General features: G+C 35.8%; 18 protein-coding genes and 1 pseudogene. 7 read left to right on the top strand and 12 right to left on the bottom strand.

Features of this window, described 5'->3' with window-relative positions; translation table 11 throughout:
• Nucleotides 1-39: 39 nt before the first annotated feature.
• Nucleotides 40-1,650: an Mbeg1-like protein gene (locus tag KBW87_RS04565; RefSeq protein WP_057809763.1), complete on the bottom strand. Its 1,611-nt coding sequence runs from the start codon at nt 1,648-1,650 to the stop codon at nt 40-42.
• A 411-nt stretch (nt 1,651-2,061) separates the two neighbouring features.
• Between KBW87_RS04565 and KBW87_RS04560 the strand changes: the two genes are divergently transcribed.
• Entirely contained in the window at nt 2,062-3,684 is a 1,623-nt protein-coding gene (locus KBW87_RS04560) for an ABC-F family ATP-binding cassette domain-containing protein (protein WP_057809765.1), read from the top strand.
• Nucleotides 3,685-3,705: 21 nt separating this feature from the next.
• Here KBW87_RS04560 and KBW87_RS04555 read toward each other — a convergent pair whose 3' ends face one another.
• Nucleotides 3,706-3,849, bottom strand: coding sequence for an SPJ_0845 family protein (locus tag KBW87_RS04555; RefSeq protein ID WP_170207457.1), 144 nt, complete (start codon nt 3,847-3,849; stop codon nt 3,706-3,708).
• A gap of 182 nt (nt 3,850-4,031) precedes the next feature.
• Here KBW87_RS04555 and KBW87_RS04550 point away from each other — a divergent pair, with 182 nt between their 5' ends.
• Nucleotides 4,032-4,547: an SA1002 family membrane protein gene (locus tag KBW87_RS04550; RefSeq protein WP_057809767.1), complete on the top strand. Its 516-nt coding sequence runs from the start codon at nt 4,032-4,034 to the stop codon at nt 4,545-4,547.
• Between the two features lie 28 nt (nt 4,548-4,575).
• Here the strand turns inward: KBW87_RS04550 and KBW87_RS04545 are convergent, their stop codons facing one another.
• On the bottom strand, nt 4,576-5,499 hold the full coding sequence (locus KBW87_RS04545; RefSeq protein WP_057809769.1) for a nucleoside hydrolase: 924 nt from the start codon (nt 5,497-5,499) through the stop codon (nt 4,576-4,578).
• 171 nt (nt 5,500-5,670) lie between these two features.
• On the opposite strand from KBW87_RS04545, the pseudogene KBW87_RS04540 reads away from it, so the two are divergent.
• Nucleotides 5,671-6,611, top strand: a pseudogene (locus tag KBW87_RS04540) (alcohol dehydrogenase catalytic domain-containing protein).
• Between the two features lie 142 nt (nt 6,612-6,753).
• Nucleotides 6,754-6,957, top strand: a complete 204-nt coding sequence (locus KBW87_RS04535; protein ID WP_057809771.1) for a hypothetical protein — start codon at nt 6,754-6,756, stop codon at nt 6,955-6,957.
• 27 nt (nt 6,958-6,984) lie between these two features.
• Here the strand turns inward: KBW87_RS04535 and KBW87_RS04530 are convergent, their stop codons facing one another.
• Complete coding sequence (locus KBW87_RS04530; RefSeq protein WP_057809773.1) at nt 6,985-7,689, bottom strand: GntR family transcriptional regulator; 705 nt, start codon at nt 7,687-7,689, stop codon at nt 6,985-6,987.
• Nucleotides 7,690-7,989: 300 nt separating this feature from the next.
• Here KBW87_RS04530 and KBW87_RS04525 point away from each other — a divergent pair, with 300 nt between their 5' ends.
• Nucleotides 7,990-8,322 carry a PTS sugar transporter subunit IIB gene (locus tag KBW87_RS04525; protein ID WP_004042742.1) on the top strand — a complete coding sequence of 111 codons (333 nt, stop codon included), beginning with the start codon at nt 7,990-7,992 and terminating at the stop codon, nt 8,320-8,322.
• 26 nt (nt 8,323-8,348) lie between these two features.
• On the top strand, nt 8,349-8,714 hold the full coding sequence (locus tag KBW87_RS04520; protein ID WP_057809775.1) for a PTS sugar transporter subunit IIA: 366 nt from the start codon (nt 8,349-8,351) through the stop codon (nt 8,712-8,714).
• A gap of 133 nt (nt 8,715-8,847) precedes the next feature.
• On the opposite strand, the gene KBW87_RS04515 is transcribed toward KBW87_RS04520, so the two are convergent.
• From KBW87_RS04515 to tnpA, 3 genes are all read right to left on the bottom strand, one after another.
• Nucleotides 8,848-9,255, bottom strand: coding sequence for a DUF3284 domain-containing protein (locus KBW87_RS04515; RefSeq protein ID WP_057809777.1), 408 nt, complete (start codon nt 9,253-9,255; stop codon nt 8,848-8,850).
• A 74-nt stretch (nt 9,256-9,329) separates the two neighbouring features.
• Nucleotides 9,330-10,949, bottom strand: a complete 1,620-nt coding sequence (locus KBW87_RS04510) for a glycoside hydrolase family 13 protein (RefSeq protein WP_057809779.1) — start codon at nt 10,947-10,949, stop codon at nt 9,330-9,332.
• 154 nt (nt 10,950-11,103) lie between these two features.
• Complete coding sequence (gene tnpA / locus KBW87_RS04505; RefSeq protein WP_255807048.1) at nt 11,104-11,568, bottom strand: IS200/IS605 family transposase; 465 nt, start codon at nt 11,566-11,568, stop codon at nt 11,104-11,106.
• 99 nt (nt 11,569-11,667) lie between these two features.
• Here tnpA and KBW87_RS04500 point away from each other — a divergent pair, with 99 nt between their 5' ends.
• Nucleotides 11,668-12,999 (top strand): RNA-guided endonuclease InsQ/TnpB family protein, encoded by a 1,332-nt coding sequence (locus KBW87_RS04500; protein WP_255807047.1) that lies wholly within the window; start codon nt 11,668-11,670, stop codon nt 12,997-12,999.
• Nucleotides 13,000-13,161: 162 nt separating this feature from the next.
• Here the strand turns inward: KBW87_RS04500 and KBW87_RS04495 are convergent, their stop codons facing one another.
• The 5 genes from KBW87_RS04495 to KBW87_RS04475 all read right to left on the bottom strand — a co-directional run bounded on the left by KBW87_RS04495 (nt 13,162) and on the right by KBW87_RS04475 (nt 18,601).
• Nucleotides 13,162-14,658 carry a family 1 glycosylhydrolase gene (locus KBW87_RS04495; RefSeq protein ID WP_057811292.1) on the bottom strand — a complete coding sequence of 499 codons (1,497 nt, stop codon included), beginning with the start codon at nt 14,656-14,658 and terminating at the stop codon, nt 13,162-13,164.
• Nucleotides 14,659-14,667: 9 nt separating this feature from the next.
• On the bottom strand, nt 14,668-15,390 hold the full coding sequence (locus KBW87_RS04490) for a GntR family transcriptional regulator (protein WP_004042730.1): 723 nt from the start codon (nt 15,388-15,390) through the stop codon (nt 14,668-14,670).
• A 119-nt stretch (nt 15,391-15,509) separates the two neighbouring features.
• A complete protein-coding gene (locus KBW87_RS04485) occupies nt 15,510-15,758 on the bottom strand; it encodes a hypothetical protein (RefSeq protein ID WP_057811290.1) in 249 nt (82 codons plus the stop codon).
• A gap of 15 nt (nt 15,759-15,773) precedes the next feature.
• Nucleotides 15,774-17,219: a PTS sugar transporter subunit IIC gene (locus KBW87_RS04480; protein ID WP_057811288.1), complete on the bottom strand. Its 1,446-nt coding sequence runs from the start codon at nt 17,217-17,219 to the stop codon at nt 15,774-15,776.
• Nucleotides 17,219-18,601 carry a glycoside hydrolase family 1 protein gene (locus tag KBW87_RS04475; protein WP_057811286.1) on the bottom strand — a complete coding sequence of 461 codons (1,383 nt, stop codon included), beginning with the start codon at nt 18,599-18,601 and terminating at the stop codon, nt 17,219-17,221. The genes KBW87_RS04480 and KBW87_RS04475 overlap by 1 nt, the downstream gene beginning before the upstream one ends.
• Nucleotides 18,602-18,683 lie beyond the last annotated feature (82 nt).

The raw sequence follows: 18,683 nt of genomic DNA, 5'->3' as shown, positions 1-18,683 counted from the left end.
AAAAAAGCTGCCTACTAACGGGCAGCTTTTTGAATTTTATTATCGGTGGTGAGTTGGCATTTTTTTACGCTGGGAGAATAATTCTTCAACTAGTTTAAAGAAGCCATAAATGATCAACAATATTCCTACAATAATAATAGATTGTTTATTGAAGTATTTAGGATTCACTACCACTACTATTCCTAAGGCGAAGGCCACCACGGCTTCAATACAGATAATAATCTTTTTAAAAATTCCTGGCACCTTGTGAAGAATAATTTGTCTTAAACGTACATAGGAATAAACAATTAGGAAAATTCCCAGGAAGTAATGAGCCAGGAAGATTAACAGCCGATTATTGGATAAAAGTGCAATTGATAAAGCAAAAATCAAAAGATAACTGATAATAAAGAATTGTTTCTGCTTTTTATAAAGGGCAGAATTAGCGGTTTCAAGGATTTGTTTGACACTGAATCCTATTCCAGCAAAAGCAACAATTGCACCGAAAGCTCTAATCGCATATTGTGGAGCGGTTAAACTAATGATTCCTAATATGACCAGCACCCAGCCGACAATACTATCGGGGGTAAACAAAATTTTGGTAATTTCCAAATCTTTAATCATTTGCCAAAAAGAGGCGATTAAACTACCAAAGACAAATCGAGTTCGTCTAGAAGAGTTGGTAAGAGAAATTAGAATCGCTCCAAAACCACCAACCCCGTTTTTTCCAAGTTCGTTAATTTTAGTTGCGCCACTGGCTGCGAGCGAATTGAATAAATCATTAGTTAATGATTCGCGTTCTTGCAAAGTGGCATTTCCAATCCATTGATTGATAATTTGGTTGTAAACCTTAGCTTGAGGGTTTCTGTGCTTGCGAGTTACAAAATGGGACCCCGTAATTTCCCAACTAAAAGCATCATGCTGACTGACAGTTTTACGCGTGCTGTCGACAATAGTGGGTGGAATATCTTCAGGTTCGAACAAGCGTCCAATAATACTAAATTCTGGGACAAATCGATGTAAAGTGGACCGCAAATACTCATCAGGCAACTGATTTTCAACTTCTTGAGCCAATCCTGGAGAATCAAAGGTATAAATATCCGTGATGCGCTTTTGTAAGCTTGGAGAAACGTTTAAAGCAGCATATTCGGCTAGATTTCCACCTTTTGAGTGGCCTCCTAGTAGATAATCTTCGCTATCTTTTCCCATTACTTTGGTTAAATAGCTTGCGGCTTGCTTTTGAGCAATTGTGGTCTTAAAACTAATCTCAAAATCTTCTTTCCAGCCAACTAATGAATCATCTGTTCCTCGGAAAGAGATAAAGTTAATTCCGTTGGATAGTTGAATTTTAATAGCACTAAACTGCGTTTGATCAGTTAAAGTGTTGACGTAATAAGATAGTTTAGCATCTTTAAATCGTTCAGCTCGCGCCATCAACTTAAACAGTTTTTGATAATAACTGTGGTCATTACGGTAGTAATCAGCTGAAAAATACTTCTTGGCTGCTGCTTCAACTGTGATTGTTGATCCATCATCAGAAACAATCCCTGGTAAGTTGAGATAAGAAAAAATTGCCAATACTAAGGCATCTATATCATTAAATGGAGCTTGAGTTAAGTGAATATCTCCGCGCCACTTGAGGTAGGAAAAGATATTATTATCTGGATACATATAGCCACCTCCATGGTTTAAAATCTCTATATATAATTCTAACTTAAAAGACGGAGGGTAGTGGAATAAATGGAAATATTTGATAAAAGTTCAATAATTTTTAGAGAATTTACCAAAAATATTATAACAATCGTTATATTTATGCTATAATAAAAACCAGGTAGAAGGGGATTCTACTACCTGGTTGGGGTCATCATAAGGACTTATAAGATTTTCAAGACCCAACCTAGAGTATATCAGTTATTGTCAGAAAATGGTATACTTTATACAAATATCTTTATATCTTTTTTAGAGGAATTCTTGTTTCACGCAAGGATTTTTCTTTTGCCTAAAAATTGCTTAAGATCGCTGTCTTTTTCTATTTAATCTTGGTATACTGATAAGAATGTATTTTTGAGGGAGGACGAACATTTGATTACAGTTTCTGACTTAAGTCTTAACTTATCCGGACACACCTTATATGAAGATGTTAACTTAAAATTTACGCCAGGTAACTGCTACGGCGTTATTGGTGCAAATGGTGCCGGAAAGTCTACTTTTTTAAAATTATTAGAAGGAAAAATTGAACCAACTACAGGTAATATTTCCATTGACGCTAATGAAAGAATGTCTAGCCTTAATCAGGATCACTTTGCCTTTGATGATTTCACAGTAATGGATACTGTGATTCAAGGTCATAAAGAGCTTTATCAAGTAATGAAAGAAAAAGATGAGCTTTATGCCAAGCCTGATTTTAGTGATGAAGATGGGGTAAAGGCTGCTGAACTTGAAAGCAAATTTGCGGAACTTGATGGTTGGAATGCGGAAGCCGATGCATCTAAGCTTTTGCAATCAATGGGAATTGGTGAAGATCTTCATCAAAGTATGATGAAGGAATTGCCAGAATCTGATAAAGTGAAGGTGCTTTTGGCTCAAGCTTTATTTGGGAATCCTGATATTTTACTTTTAGACGAGCCTACTAACGGTTTAGATGTTCATACGGTAGATTGGTTAGAAGAATTTTTAGCTGATTATCCAAATATTGTGATTGTTGTTTCTCACGACCGTCACTTCTTAAATCAAGTATGTACGCAAATGTGTGATGTTGATTTTGGTAAAATTCAACTTTACGTGGGGAACTACGACTTTTGGTATGAATCTAGTAAATTGGCTGCGGAACTTGCTGCCAATCAAAATGCTAAGAAGGAAGAAAAGATCAAGGAACTTCAAGAATTTGTGGCTCGCTTTTCTGCCAATGCATCTAAGTCTCGCCAGGCAACTTCTCGTAAGAAGCAATTAGAAAAAATTACGCTTGATGATATTAAACCATCTTCAAGAAAGTATCCATTTGTTAAGTTTGAATTGCATCGTGACTTAGGAAATGATCTTTTAAAGGTAGAAGATGTTTCTTACAGCGTTGATGGCGAAAAGATTTTGGATCACGTTTCTTTCATTGTTCGTCCTGGAGATAAAGTTGCCTTCTTGTCACGCAATACTTTGGCTACGACTGCTTTGATGCAAATTATTGCTGGAAAGATCAAGCCAGATACAGGTAAGGTAACTTGGGGACAAACAACCGCCTTTAATTATATGGCACGTGATTTAAATGCTAACTTTAATAATGATGAACTCACTATTTTGGACTGGCTTCGTCAATATGCAGATAAAGAACAAGACGATAATACCTTCTTGAGAGGATTCTTAGGAAGAATGCTCTTTAGTGGGGATGAAATCGAAAAGAAAATCAAAGTGCTATCTGGTGGGGAAAAGGTTCGCTGTCAATTGTCACGCATGATGCTTCAACCAGCTAATGTATTAATTATGGACGATCCAACTAACCACCTTGATCTTGAATCCATTACTTCATTAAATGATGCTCTAAAGGCATATCCTGGTTCAATTTTGTTTACTTCTCACGATCATGAGTTTATTCAAACTATTGCCAACCACATCATTGAAGTAGGACCAAAGGGAATTGTAAGTCGTGCGGATACAAGTTACGATGAGTTTTTGGAACGTGAAAACATTCAAGAACAAGTAGAAAAGATATATTAAAAAAAGGCCATACGGCCTTTTTTATTTTTCATCTTTATCTTTATCTTTTTTCTTATCTTCGTCTTTTTTGCGTTTGTTCATTGGAGATTTCTTTGGATCTGGAACAACTGCAAATTTATCGAGCATTTTATTTAAGTTGTTTGGATTATCAAATGTTAAACCCATAATATCATCCTTTCGTTTGTCTGTATTATATATGATTTTAGCAGTTTTGAACAATCATTTTAGATAATTTTTACCAAATTAACCCTTTGGCTTTATAATTAAGATGCTGTAGTTTTAGATGTAGAACAAAAGTGAATCTTAATAGGTAGGCTAGTGACCTATCTTTTTGTTTGGAGAGAAAAATGCGCGTTACTTATCTGTTTATTGGTATTGCTATTCTAGTTTTGATTGTGCTTCTATTTAGATCAGAAAACAAGTTTCAATTTGCTAAAGCAGGGGTATTGTTTGTATTTCAATTAACTTTTAGTACTGTTAATTTCTTAATCTTCTTCTTCATTACTTATCTGCTAATGAACGATCGTAAAGAAGTTTACTTAGGAAATCTATTTCTGCTGCTGGCAATTTTTGTTATCTTATCCGGAATTTTTCTTTATTGGGGAATGCGAGTAGCTGAAAAGTTCATCAAATTTTCAGTGACGACACTTACGTTGATTGAATATTACATTCAGTGGAGTTTGATCTACGTGACAGTATATCAAGCGATTTTTAGTAACATCGCTCGAATTAAAACGATTACTCAATTCATTAGAGTGGGAAATTTTTTAGATCCCAATTTGTTAGTGGTGATCATTTTGCCATCCTTTATTTCAACTTGGATTGCTGTAATTCTTTACAAAAAGCACATAAAAGCTATTTAAAAAACGAGATCAAACGATCTCATTTTTCTTATCTTTCTAAAAGTTCATCCATTTTTTGATAGAAGAGTTCTTTATTTGCACTGGTTACTAAGGTAATTGGACGACCATTTTCACTTTCCACTATGCGTCCTGCAGCTAAACCATCAGTAATTACGCTTGCTTTAGCCTCTCTAGTAGTAACAATTTCTGGATAAAGGGCATTCATCGTTGTTAAAACATCCCAAAGATAAAGCTCAGCCGTTGGTACGGATACGATTAAGCTATAACCTTGACCAACTAAGTCCATCGCAGGATATTTTCTTAGGCTAGCCCAATGTTGTCTTAAAGAATCACTTAATGGCAATTCTTCAGTACTTTCTAGACCAACCATTTGAATATCAATTTTGGAATCAAAGACACGCTTTACGGCATATGGATCCCAAAAAGCATTCCATTCTTGAGTGCCATCAGCATTAACCATCATCACATTTCCGTGACCATCAAGAGAACCACCCATCCAATAGAGCTTATCAATTTTATTTTCAATGGAGGGATCTACATCTAATGCTCGTGCGAGATCAGTGAGGGGACCGGTCATCACTAAAGTAATTGGTTCATCCGCATTTTTTAATTTATCAATCATATCTAAATGTGCAGGAAGAGGTGCTTCTTTTGTGGTAACGGTACCTTTTTCATTTAAAATTGGTAAATAGTTAAATGAATAGGTTGCCATGCGCCATTCATGTGGAAATTGATTAACTGCACGTGAGTTAGAACGTGCGATTTCTAGATTATCGTGACGAACATTGAAAAGATCAGTCATTTTGCGACATGCATCTACTGAAGGGTCAATATAGCCATCAGCGTCAATTGCACCTATTCCTAATAATTTGATGTCAGGAGCTTTTAACAAAAGCAAGTATGAAACAAGATCATCAATGTTGCCGTCATGGTTAAAGTAAATTTTTTTCATGGTAAAATGCCTTTCTAAATCTTCAATTTTAATTCTAACATAGGTAAGCAAAAGACTTTTTTGAAAAATATTTCAAAATAAATGTAAGCGATTACTTAATTAACTTTATCACAAAGTGTATGATGAACTTGTGAGATGAAAACAAAAAACTTATAGAAAGGAAAGAAATCCATGAAAATTAAAGTAGCCGTTGTTGAAAAAAGGGTGATCCATTTGTAATTAAAGACGATATTGATTTACATGAAGTCGGTCCAACCGATGTTCAGGTACACATGGTGGCTAGTAGGATTTGCCACTCAGATGAAGCGATCCGCAAAGGCGACGCATCCCTTGGGTATCCTGTAATCTTAGGTCATGAAGGTGCCGGAATTGTTGAAAAAGTGGGTTCTGAAGTTCAAAATTTAAAGCGTGGCGATCATGTTGTAATGGCTTTTTACGCCGACAGTTTGTGTAACAAGTGTCTTAAAGGAATTCCAACTCAATGTCGGCATTATGCTGTTTATAATTTGTCTGGTACTCGGTTTGACGGTGAAGATCAATTCCAAGAAGATGGTAAACATATTTCCGATATGTTTAACCAATCATCTTTTACTACTACAACGGTTACCAATCAGCGTAATTGTGTCAAAGTTGATGAAGATGTTGACTTGCGTAAAGTAGGTCCTTTAGGTGGTGGCTATATTACGGGATCTGGAACTGTCTTTAATATTCTTAAACCTCGTCCTGGCCAAACCATCGCTGTCTTCGGGACTGGTGCGGTTGGATTGGCAGCAATGGTGGCTGGTAGAATTTCAGGTTGTACGAAAGTTATCGCAGTTGATATCGTTCCATCACGTCTTGAGCTTGCTAAAGAACTGGGGGCAACTGATGTAATTAACTCTAAAGAAGAAGATCCAGTTGAAAAGATTAGAGTTAATTGACATAGGGGTGCAATTCCTCAAGTTGATGTTCCTCGTTTGATTGATTTTTGGAAGTTGGGTCAATTTGACTTTGATAAGACTAAAAAATTATATGATTTTGAAGATATAAATCAAGCCAATGCCGACTCTATTTCTGGAAAGACTATTAAGCCTGTATTAATTATTGGTAAAGACTATCAACCTAGTAAATAACCCTAAATAATTTGAACTTAAAAAGCACATTCTAAAAAGGATGTGCTTTTTTAGTGTCGAGATAGTTAACGCTTTCTTTAGAATGCTTTTCTCAGTATACTTAAGTTAGAAACTAGAGTAGTGTAGAAATAGAGGTGGTTTTATGGATCAAGTAACTTTTAAAAAAGAAGAGCGTCGTTTTGCCCAACTTCACGCTCAAGATGGTAGCCCACGTCAATTAATTAGAGATCGAATAAAAAGTCTAAAAGAGATGGGGATCGGAAAAGAGGAAGTGTTTACTAATGTAAAAAAAGATTATAGTAAGCATTTTACCGATGAAGAAATTATAAATTTTATCAATGAATAAAAAGACGCATCATTGGATGCGCCTTTTTCATCCTTTCTTAACTGTCAAACCACCACGATCGTAACGATTTCTACTTTCTGATAATTCAAAAGGGGTTCCATTTTCAAAATAAGCCTTTTGTTTTACACAGAGGATAGGATCATTAGAAGTACAGTTTAAATATTTTATATCATAAGCATCTGGTTTATCGGCAGTGATTAAGCGATCATCTTTGCCAATTTTAATACCCAATTTGTTTTCGATATAAGAATAGATAGATTTATGTAAAATATCTAAATTTAAGCCAGGTATTCTATTAACTGGCATTACGGTATATTCCAATTTTATTGGTTCACTATTTAAGATGCGGAGTCGAATAATATCATAAACGTCTTCATTTTCTGATAAATTAAAGGCTTCTTTTTCCTTATCTGTTGGCTTGCGAATGTTAAAAGAAATCACTTTACTAACAAGCTTTTTGGAATCATGAGTATGTTTAGTAAAACCGTCATTTTGTGCTACTCCGGAATTTAGAAATATTTTCGGAATAGGTTTAGCGGAAATGTATGTACCATGGCCTTTAACAGCATGAATTAATTTACGATCTTGTAAAATTTTTAAAGCATGGATAATAGTAACTCTACTAGTATGATATTTCTGCGCTAAGACAACTTGTTCTGGTAATTTATTAATATACTTTTTCTCGATAATCTTTTTTTCTATGTCATTAGCAATGTCTTGATATTTACTCATAAAACTCCTTTCCAGGACTGCATGTCTATAAAAAACTATACATATGTATTCTACCAAACTTTATGCACTTAGTAAGCGTTTGCAGATTAATATACATTTAATTTATAAAAATATATACCTTTATAAAAAGTTAAGAATTATCTCAGGCTTTGGGAGAGTAAGAGTTAAATATAAAAAAGCTTAACAAGCCGATTCACATGTTAAGAAAAGCGTTTACATTTAACTGAAAGCGCTTTATAATAATTGATGTAAAGGATAGCTTAATAAAAATAAAAAGCTATATTTTTAGGAGGAATAATTATGGCAGAACAAACTATCATGTTAAATTGTAGTGCAGGAATGAGCACATCACTTTTAGTAACTAAGATGCAACAAGCAGCTCAAGCAGATGGAATCGATGCAGAGATCTTTGCTTGTCCTGCTTCTGAAGCTGATCAACACATTGAAAAAGGTGTAGACTGTATTCTTCTTGGGCCTCAAGTAAGCTACATGAGAGGTGAATTTGAAAAGAAGGTTGCCGGAAAAGGTAAAGATGGTAAAGATATTCCCTTAGATGTAATCGATATGCAAGCTTACGGTATGATGGATGGGGAAACTGTACTTAAGCAAGCTGAAAGCTTAATTAATGGTTAGAGTGATATAGAAAGTGTAAGATTCATATGGCAGAAGAAAAGAAACAAACTCCAGAACAAAAAGAGCAAGAAACTTTAATGGCAGCAATGGGGTTAATTGCAAATGGTGGAAATGCTAAAAGCTTAGCTTTTGAAGCAATTAGAAAAGCTAAACAAGGTGATATTGAAGGTGCTCGCAAAAAACTCGAAGAATCAGACAAGTCACTTCTTGAAGCTCATAATTCTCAAACCAATATGCTAACTAAAGAGACTCAAGGCGACCACATGAAAGTCACTTTGTTAGTAGTGCACTCTCAAGACCATCTGATGAATGCAATTACCTTTAGAGATTTAGCTGGAGAAATGGTAGATTTGTACGCAAAGTTATATGAATCTGGCACTCTAAAGAAATAGATGTATTCTAAATAATAAGTTCTAATTAATGTTTTAGAACTTATTATTTTTGTTTTTAGATAATACATAGTTAATTATATGAGAAGCTTATAGGTATATAAAAAAGAAGGAGAATTTTCTCCTTCTTTTTTAGTTATTGCATGTTTTGGTGAACTCCGTTAGCCATTCGAGAAAGCTCTTTCTTAGCACCGTGTTTTAACTGAAAATTATAGAGCCAATTATTAAATTTGCTGTGGGCATTAGGATCATAACTTTTAATATCTTCTGAGAATGTAATTTCTACGCCATTTGGTACATCTTCGGTTTGATAATTGATCATAATGTCAAACTTATCATTTTTGAAATTGGCCTCGTATTCTTTGCCACGTGTGTACTTAGTGATTTTGGTGTCTACGCCATTTTGATTATATTGAGTTCCAGCAGCAAGCTTTACAGGTAAGTCGTTTTGTCGAGCTTCCTTAATTGCAAGGGTTAGCTGCTTATCCAAGTAGTCAAAAAAGTCATTTGCGGAAAATTGAAATTGCTTTTTTACTGTAATCATCTTTATATCATCTTTCTATTTACTTTTATATAAAGTATACACTTTTGATGTGAAATAATGATGAAGATTAGCAATTATTTTACCTTTACACTAAATGCTTCATACGGTTTGAGGGTCAAATTAGTTAGATTTGAATGATCAGTATAATTGTTGATAATTTGATCTGTAACTTTATCTGTAGAAGAAAAATGCTGCTTTTGGCCAGATAAATTAGCTACAATGAGCCATTTTGTATCTTTTAGTTTGCGATAATATGCCAGAACTGCCTCCACGGTACCTTTAACTAACTCAAAGTCCCCCTCGACCACAATCGGATTGTTATGGCGCAATTTGATTAGTTTTTGATACGTATAAAAAATAGAATTAGGATCTTTTAAGGCAGCCTCAACATTAATTTGATGATAATTGGGGTTCACGTGTAGCCAAGGAGTTCCAGTGGTAAACCCAGCATTTTTTGCATTATTCCACTGAATTGGCGTACGCGCGTTGTCCCGTCCTTTAACATTGATGGCATGAATAAGGCTCTGAGTGTCATAACCGGCCTTTAAACGCTCATTGTACATGTTAATGCTTTCAATATCTGAAACTTCATCGATACTTTTAACAGGATAGTTAGTCATTCCAATTTCTTCACCATTATAGATATATGGCGTGCCATGCATTAAATGGAGAATAATTGCAAACATCTTAGCTGATTGAACCCGATATTCTTGGTCGTTACCCCAACGCGAAATTACTCGCGGAATATCGTGATTTTCCCAAAAAAGGCTATTCCAGGCATGATTAAAGTCTATGTCAGTTTGCCATTTAACTAAAACTTTTTTGAGTTCTCCTAAATTTAAAGGGCGTAAATCCCATTTTTCTTTACCGGCTTGTTGATCTAAACTCTGATTTTCAAATTGAAAAACCATTGATAATTCATGGCGTCCTGGATCGGAATATTCTTCGGCAATTTTAGGAGTAGAATTCCAGGTTTCACCAACAGTCATAAGATTCTTACTCCCAAAAGTTTTCTTATTCATTTCTTGCAGATAAGGATGAAGCATCGGGCCATTTTCACGGATTAATTTATCGGGATCTTTACCAATTAATTCAATTACATCCATCCGAAAGCCGCCGATTCCTTTGTCAATCCAGAAATTCATCATATCGTAGATTTTTTGACGTAAAATAGGATTTTTCCAATTTAGATCAGGCTGTTGATCTGCAAAAAAGTGTAAATAGTATTGACCAGTTTTTTCATCAAGTTTCCATGCAGATCCTGAAAAAGCTGATTTAAGCTCATTTGGTTCATGTCCATCAACGGGATCTCGCCAAATATAATAATCGCGATAAGGATTATCCTTGCTTTTTCTAGCTTCAATAAACCATTTATGCTGGTCTGAAGTATGATTAACGACTAGATCCATGACAATTCTAATGCCACGTTTTTTTGCTTCAGAAATTAATTCGTCCATGTCAGCCATTGTGCCATATTGAGGATCAATTGCTTCATAGTCGGAAATATCATAACCGTTGTCAACTTGAGGTGATTGATAAACAGGGGAGAGCCAGATTGCATCAATTCCTAATTTTTTTAAATAATCTAGTCTAGATGTAATACCTTTTAAGTCCCCAATCCCATCACCATTGCTATCTTGAAAAGACTTAGGGTAAACTTGATAAACAACTGCTTTTTTCCACCAGGGTGTCATTTTTTATTCCTCCAATAAAATATTTCTAATTTGATTATCCTACATTGTAAGCGGTTTACAAGAGGAGGATGGCTGTTATCGATATCAAAAAAGATCAGGTCTTAAGAACCTGATCTTATGTTTTAATGAAAACAGCCCTATCCATCCCCTTACTTTAGTGAGGGGATGGATAGGGCTTGCCATCTCTGACGGCATTGTAAATCTGATCATTAATGTACTTCTCTACTACTTCTTTAGACATATTTCCTACACTGCCAAAATAATAACTTGGTGACCATAAATGACCGCCCCATATCTTGCTTTGTTTGATTTCGGGATGATTCTGGAAGAATAAAAAAGCGCTTCTTCCTTTGAGTGCTTTGACCACGCTTGAGCCTGATTTTGATGGCCTAAAGCTAATAAGCAAATGAATATGCTCAGGCATTATTTCCATTTTTTCGATTTTGATTTGATTATCTGCGGCTACTTGTTTGAGCAGCTCTTGCATTTCTTGTGCCAGGTTTTGATTAGTAAAGATTGGATTGCGATATTTAGTACACCAAATTAAATGATAGTGTGCATTATAGACGTAGTGTTTTTCATAGCCTGCGTCTTTTATTTTGTTTCTCTTACTATTCATAGTCTAATATCCTTTCGTCTATTATGTATCTATTTACTGTTGATTATAAGATATACATAGGATATAATCAAATTACAATAATACAAGGAGGTGAAATACATGAAAAGAATGAGCAGTTTAGCCTATCATTTTGGCGTTAAGCTTCGCTTTTATCCTAGTTCTAAGCAAAAGAAAATCATTAAACTAAACTATGATGCGCAGCGCTTTGTCTACAACTCTTATGTAGGACGCAATCGGACTAGTTATCATGCTAAACGCTATTTAGCTGTTAAGCAAAGTAATGCAATGCCATTTGCTTTTTCTGCTCTTAATAGCTATGAAGTCCAACTGGCAGAAACAGTAGTCATCAATCATGAATTATTGGCTAAGCCTAAGAATATTCGTGATGCTTATAGCTTTTTACGTGTTAAAGAAATCGATAGTCTCGCTCTTGCCAACGCTATTCAAAACTACCAGAAGGCTTGGAAAAATTATCGTAAGATCGGACACGGAATTCCGACTTTTCACAAAAAACGCAGCGACTGGTCATATCAGACCAACTGTCAATATCCTAAGCAGTCAGAAGCCTATCTTGATAACGGGACGGCTAGATTTATTGATGCTAAACATATTAAATTGCCTAAGCTGGGAATTGTCCGCATTGCTGGTTTTAGAAAACTGATTAAAGAGCGCTTGCTTAAGCAGATTCCAACTAGAATTGGCACAGTCACGATAAAAAAGACCGCTGATGACCAGTTCTACCTGTCTATGCAATTAGGCAGCGATACTGCTTTTGTTAAGCCTTATGCCAAAACCAGCAGTCAAATTGGGATTGACCTCAATTTAGATAACTTCCTAACAGCATCTAACGGAGCAATGGTCGCTAATCCACGATTTTACCGCAAAACCAAAAAGAAGCTGGCCCATGCCCAACGTGTCTTGTCTCGCAGACAAAGACGTGCTAAGCAAGAAGGACGAAATTTGTGGACGGCAAGGAATTATCAAAAACAGAGACTAGCAGTCGCTAAATTACACGACAAGATTCGCAGACAGCGTGAAGACTTCTTGCAAGCACTCTCAACTGCATTAATCAAAAACCACGATTTAGTAGTTGCCGAGGAATTAAGAAGCAAGAACCTGTTAAAGAATCATGCCTTGTCGCAATCAATTTCTGATGTCGGCTGGCGTAGTTTCCTTAATATGCTGGCTTATAAGGCAGATCTATATGGTAAAGAGTTCAAAACAATTGACCCTAAATATACTACTCAACGCTGTCATGCTTGTGGCAGTATTATGGGCCAAAACGGTTATAAGAAATTAACCCTTAAGGATCGGGAATGGAGTTGTCCAATCTGTCAGACGCACCATATTCGTGATTGGAATGCGGCAGTGAACATCTTAGAAAAAGGATTAAGCAAGTGGCAAAATCCTAAAATAAAAAAAGCAGCCTAGAAAGGCTGCAGTCCGTTAGCAACTCGCGGACTTAAAAGGCTTTGGTAATTAGACGACCTCTATCGGCAATAGTCAAAAGACTATTGCTGGTAAGTCAAGTCCGTATCTAAGCAAGTTGGTGTTCTGGTTAGCGCAAGCTAACGAGCCACTAAGCCCTAGACTTCAGTTTAGGGTAGTTGACTCTAAATCTTCACCATTTGAAGCAATAACTTTTTTATACCAGTAATATGAATCCTTCGGATAACGCTTTAAGCTACCATTACCATGATCATCACGATCTACATAGACAAAGCCGTAGCGTTTCTTCATTTCGCCTGTTCCGTTAGAAACGAGGTCAATTGCGGACCACATGGTATAGCCCATTAAGTCTACACCATCAATTTCAACAGCATCTTTCATAGATTTAATTTGAGCTTTTAAATATTTAATCCGATAGTCATCGTGTACTTGATGATCGCTAGTTAATTCATCGGACCATCCAAGGCCATTTTCGACTACCCAAAGTGGCTTATGATATCTTTCCCATAATTCGTTTAAGCCAATTCTTAATACATCTGGATCAGTTGCCCAGCCCCAAGCATTAGTTTCAAGGTAAGGATTAGTAATATTACCGGCACTAACATTACCGCTAGCTGTGGCATCATTTTCATGAACAGTTAATACATTGGAAGTATAACAAGAAAAACTTAAAAAGTCGCAAGGATATTTTTTAAGCAATTCATAGTCTTCTGGAGTATCGTTGAGTTTAATACCATCACGTTCATACTTTTTAAGTCGACTAGTAGGGTAGTAGCCAAGCATTTGAACGTCAGAGTAGAAAAGCATTTCTTGCTTAGCTTTCATTACTAAAAGTTGATCCTGAGGATCACATGTATAAGGATAAATAGCACTGTAGGCTAACATCATCCCAACCTGATTATTAGGATCAATTTCATGAGCGCGTTTAACTACTTTGCTGCTAGCAACGAATTGATTGTGTGCTCCTTGAGCTCGATTTTGTTCACTCCCATCGATAAGACCGCCACCCATATAAGGGGCCATGTCCATTGCGTTAATTTCATTAAATGTCAGCCAGTATTTAACTTTACCTTTGTAGTAATTCATCACAATATCTGCATAATGAGAAAAAGCATCTATCAAATGACGATCTTTCCAGCCCCCAAATTGCGTAATCAGTGAGAGAGGGGTTTCATAATGGGAGAGAGTTACTAAAGGTTCAATCCCATATTTCGCGCATTCATCAAAAATATTATCGTAAAATTCTAAGCCTTCTTCATTTGGCTCCTCATCATCACCATGTGGTAAAATTCTGGACCAATTCATCGAAAGTCTAAAGACATCAAAGCCCATGTCAGCCATTAATTTGATATCTTCTTTGTAATGATGATAAAAATCAGTTCCTTGATGACTAGGGTAATAGTAATCATCAAGGATTTGGGGAACGGCGCCTTCAGGAAGCTTAAATTTATCTGCTCCCCAAACAAGAGGGGTAGCGCCAGTTTCACCGTTTGGCTTTTTCCAAGTAACTTTTCTAGGTTTGCTATTTGACCCGTTGGTTAAAACATCAACAGCATTTAAGCCTTTCCCACCTTCATTGTAGCCACCTTCGTATTGGTTAGCGGCACTTGCGCCACCCCAAGTAAAATTTTTATTTAGCATCTAATACCTCTAAAATCTATTATTCTCTAAAACCGTATAATCGCGTTGATCATAACGATTTCTGCTTGTAGAGTATTCAATTGGTTGACCGTTTGTCAGCCAAACAATTTGCTCTAATTCAAGCATAGGATCATCTTTTTTGGCATTTAGGTATTTTTGATCGTATTCGCTTGATTTTGCCGCGCGAATTTTACGATAAGCGTGACCAAATTTGAGATGAAGCGTATGATGCATGTATTCATAAATAGAATTATGAAGAATTTCATCATTTAAGTTAGGAACTAAAGTAACAGGCATGTAAGTATGTTCAATGATAAACGGTAAATCATCTACAATTCTCAAACGGACAATATCATAGACTGGATCCGAAGATTTTAAGTCGAGATTTTTTTGGATTTGTTCACTGGGAAATTCGACAGAAAAATGTAAAATTTCACTTTTAACATTACTTGATCCAAGTTGCTTTTTAAGTCCCATAAACATATTCGCAGGAGAGTCGATGCTGCTTTTAATAGGGATGTTGCTAGAAACAAAAGTACCTAGACCAGATTGTTTATATACTAGTCCTTGTCTTTCTAAGCCATCTAAAGCTTTTTTAACAGTTAATCGACTAACGCCAAATTCCTTAGCTAAAGTTTCTTGATCTGGAAGGGGGAGACGACTAGTATAAGTACCGTCATTAATTCTTTGGCTAATTATCTTGGCAATTTCTAAATATTTTGCATGTGTCATGTTTTTCATCCGATTTCTATTTAAGTTTTGAAAATTTGAATAGTCATCGCTCAATACCTAAGTAAAAAGAGATGCTACTGACTCTATTTATCTTAGCATGTCAATAACATCTCTTCAGCTTATTCGGCTTTTAATTTTGAAATTCCTTCTTTAATTGCGTCATCACAATCAATTGGTAATCTCAAAATCATTTGTCCATCAAGTTCAATTCCTTTTGGAATTTGAATAACACCAGGGAAGTGATAGCCATGATGGGCCTTTGTTTCATTATCGACATAAACTGAAACTTGTCCATCAGCACTTACCCCAATTTTAAAATGATGATTATTATGATCGAATTCATTAACGATTTTTACTTCTTCATTCATTATTAAAACCTCTTTTTATTTTGTAGCACCTTTTGCTTCTTGAGCTTTTTTAGCAGCTTCACGTTTAAGCAAAATGTTGTCGTATTTCTTAGCAAATGGCCAGTAAATCAAAGTTGAAATAACTAGGGTACATGCCTGCCATACGGCCATCTTCCAACCACCGATTAAGGCACCTGATATAATCGCTGGTACTGTCCAAGGACAAGCGAAACCATTCAATGGAGGTACGATACCGGTTTTGATTACAAAGTAAGTTGAAGCAGCAACTACAACTGGAGTTAAGAAGAATGGAATAGCAAGGAATGGGTTCATAACAATTGGTAAACCGAAGAGGAATGGTTCGTTAATGTTAAAGATACCAGGTACTAATTCCAATTTACCAATTGATTTAAGTTGGATAGACTTAGCGGCCACTACAGTAAAAATGATTAAACCAATGGTAATACCTGAACCAGTTAAGTTAATAAAGTTGTTGTAAAATTCGTTAGTAACAACGTGGGCACCGTTGGCAATCGTTAATTTACCAGCTTTGTACAATTGAGCATTATCGAATGAGTTGGCTTGAAGCATTGGACCAGCTAATGAACCAACAATCAAACCACCGTGCACACCAAAGAACCAGAAGAATGGAACTAAGAATCCAATTGCTAAGGCTCCACCGAATGAATCAGAAATACCTTGTAGAGGGATTTGTAAAGTGGTGTAAACCCATTGTAAAAAGTCGGTATGTGCAAATGCGTTAAATGCTGCATAAATGAACATTGCACCAATCAAGATAATACCTGATGGAATCATCGCGGTAAATTGGTTAGAAACTGCAGGTGGAACTTGCTTAGGAAGCTTGATTGTCCAACCAGCCTTCATAATGCTTGAGTAAATCCAACCAACAAGTAAACCACAGATGATTGCGGCAATCATTCCGTCTCCACCAAGCCAAGTGATGTTAACAACCCCGGTTACTGGAGCTTCAAGGAAAGTTTGCATAGCATGAGGCAATTTATCAATGTTTTCAGTAACAGTTTTTGCAGACATAACTACATCGTTACCGTTTTTAATACCGCTAGTTAAAGCAGTCTTAAGTGGGTTAGCAATGTTCAAAGTTTGAAGCATTAAGAAAGTTGCACAGGAAGTAAGACCTGGAGCAAGTGGTTCATAACCTTCATTTTTTACATAAATATAGGCAATACCAATTGATGCCCAAAGTGACATAACGTTGAAAGTTACAGTGTAAGCTTGGTTAAAGAATGCACCCCAACCAGAAGCGTTAACTGCGTTGGCCCATGATTGGACAGGCAAGTTTCCTAAAAGCAGGAAAATCGATCCAATAATGATAAATGGTAAAGTATAAATCATACCATTTTGCAAAGCCGTGATTGCCTTCGTATTAACAAATTTCATAACAGGAGGCAAAATATGTTGATTGACAAAGGTTGAGACTTTTGATTGTTTTTGTTCAGCCATTATAATTCATCTCCATTATCTTTAAGTATTTTTTGGAACCAATAGAAGGACTTCTTTGGTACACGTTTTAAATCTTTCAAACCGTGATTACTACGATTTACGTAAACTGCGCCGTATCTTTTTTCCATATCGGCATGAGAGCTAGGGATATCGATTAAGCCCCAGCCAAGATAACCCAGAACTTTTGCACCATCTAAGAAAATTGAATCTTTCATTGCCTTAATATGTTCTTCGTGATAAGCAATTCTTGCATCATCTTCAATCAGGTTCTTACCATCCCAAGTTTCTTTAAAACCAATTCCATTTTCAATTGGAAAAATAGGGATACGGTAATAGTTGTACATGGTCGTAATAGCATTTCTGAAGCCTAAAGGATCAATTGCCCAACCCCAGTCATTTGTTTTAACAAATTTGGCTTGAACGCCACCTTGATTAAGATAGCGGTTAGGTGCTTCACCTTCAGGAATTTTTTTAGCAGATAGTACCCAAGAAGAGTAGTAAGAAAAGGCAAGGAAGTCAGCTTTAGCTTTTTTCATTATTTCTAAATTTTCATTAGTAATATCCATCTTAATATTATGAGTCTTAGCATATTGCATTACTTCTGGTGAATAACCCCGTCCAGTATCAGCATCATAAATATTAAAGTTTAAAAATTCTTGCACCTGTTTTGCTGCCCAAACATCTTCTGGATTACTAGTTTCAGGATAGATCTGTTGGTAAGCAAGCATTCCGCCAATTTTGACATCGTCATAGTTCTCATGAATATAATTAGCAAGATAAACATGCGCTACCATAGTATGATGGAAAATTGTATACATATCGTCTAAAGATTTGTCACCTTTTTCATATCCAGAAATATTGAATACTTCATCTTGGAAATAGAGGTTATGTTCATTAAAGACAATCCAATATTTAACTCTGTCAGAAAAATGGTCAATCATTTTTTTGCCAAATCTTATAAAGGCATCTACCACGTGTCGAGACATAAAGCCGTTATACTTTTTAGCTAAATGAAGTGGCATATCGAAGTGGTAAAGACAAACCATCGGTTCAATTCCACGTTTAAGCATAGAATTGATTAAGCGATCATAAAATTCAATTCCTTTTTGATTAAATTCGCCATCACCATCAGGGCAAACTCTAGACCATGAAATTTGAATACGATACATATTCATATTCATATCTTTCATTAAATCTAAATCTTCATCGTATCTGTGATATTCATCAATTGCTACATGCCAATCGGTTGTGTTTTCAGTAGCAGGTCGGACATCATAAACGGACAAACCTTTGCCATCTTCATTCCAAGCTCCTTCAGTTTGCATACTTGAAACTGAATTACCCCAGAAGAATGAAGATGGTAATTTACGCTCTTCAGTCATAATTTAATATCTCCTCTGTAAGCACTTTCAATTATTTACAAATAAAGTATAGAGCTTTCTTTAGAAAAAATAAATACCGTTT

It is taken from the genome of Lactobacillus intestinalis, assembly GCF_024397795.1.
GTDB lineage: Bacteria > Bacillota > Bacilli > Lactobacillales > Lactobacillaceae > Lactobacillus > Lactobacillus intestinalis.
Note: the sequence above shows the minus strand (reverse complement) of the source record. Positions and strands in the feature narration are given on the sequence as shown.

Bases quoted from the DNA above. Each gene is read 5' to 3' on its own strand.
- tnpA (WP_255807048.1), bottom strand. From the start codon at position 11,568: ATGAATAGTAAGAGAAACAAAATAAAAGACGCAGGCTATGAAAAACAC.
- KBW87_RS04510 (WP_057809779.1), bottom strand. From the start codon at position 10,949: ATGACACCCTGGTGGAAAAAAGCAGTTGTTTATCAAGTTTACCCTAAG.
- KBW87_RS04515 (WP_057809777.1), bottom strand. From the start codon at position 9,255: ATGATTACAGTAAAAAAGCAATTTCAATTTTCCGCAAATGACTTTTTT.
- KBW87_RS04565 (WP_057809763.1), bottom strand. From the start codon at position 1,650: ATGTATCCAGATAATAATATCTTTTCCTACCTCAAGTGGCGCGGAGAT.
- KBW87_RS04550 (WP_057809767.1), top strand. From the start codon at position 4,032: ATGCGCGTTACTTATCTGTTTATTGGTATTGCTATTCTAGTTTTGATT.
- KBW87_RS04495 (WP_057811292.1), bottom strand. From the start codon at position 14,658: ATGCTAAATAAAAATTTTACTTGGGGTGGCGCAAGTGCCGCTAACCAA.
- KBW87_RS04535 (WP_057809771.1), top strand. From the start codon at position 6,754: ATGGATCAAGTAACTTTTAAAAAAGAAGAGCGTCGTTTTGCCCAACTT.
- KBW87_RS04555 (WP_170207457.1), bottom strand. From the start codon at position 3,849: ATGGGTTTAACATTTGATAATCCAAACAACTTAAATAAAATGCTCGAT.
- KBW87_RS04530 (WP_057809773.1), bottom strand. From the start codon at position 7,689: ATGAGTAAATATCAAGACATTGCTAATGACATAGAAAAAAAGATTATC.
- KBW87_RS04545 (WP_057809769.1), bottom strand. From the start codon at position 5,499: ATGAAAAAAATTTACTTTAACCATGACGGCAACATTGATGATCTTGTT.
- KBW87_RS04480 (WP_057811288.1), bottom strand. From the start codon at position 17,219: ATGGCTGAACAAAAACAATCAAAAGTCTCAACCTTTGTCAATCAACAT.
- KBW87_RS04520 (WP_057809775.1), top strand. From the start codon at position 8,349: ATGGCAGAAGAAAAGAAACAAACTCCAGAACAAAAAGAGCAAGAAACT.
- KBW87_RS04485 (WP_057811290.1), bottom strand. From the start codon at position 15,758: ATGAATGAAGAAGTAAAAATCGTTAATGAATTCGATCATAATAATCAT.
- KBW87_RS04500 (WP_255807047.1), top strand. From the start codon at position 11,668: ATGAAAAGAATGAGCAGTTTAGCCTATCATTTTGGCGTTAAGCTTCGC.
- KBW87_RS04490 (WP_004042730.1), bottom strand. From the start codon at position 15,390: ATGACACATGCAAAATATTTAGAAATTGCCAAGATAATTAGCCAAAGA.
- KBW87_RS04525 (WP_004042742.1), top strand. From the start codon at position 7,990: ATGGCAGAACAAACTATCATGTTAAATTGTAGTGCAGGAATGAGCACA.
- KBW87_RS04475 (WP_057811286.1), bottom strand. From the start codon at position 18,601: ATGACTGAAGAGCGTAAATTACCATCTTCATTCTTCTGGGGTAATTCA.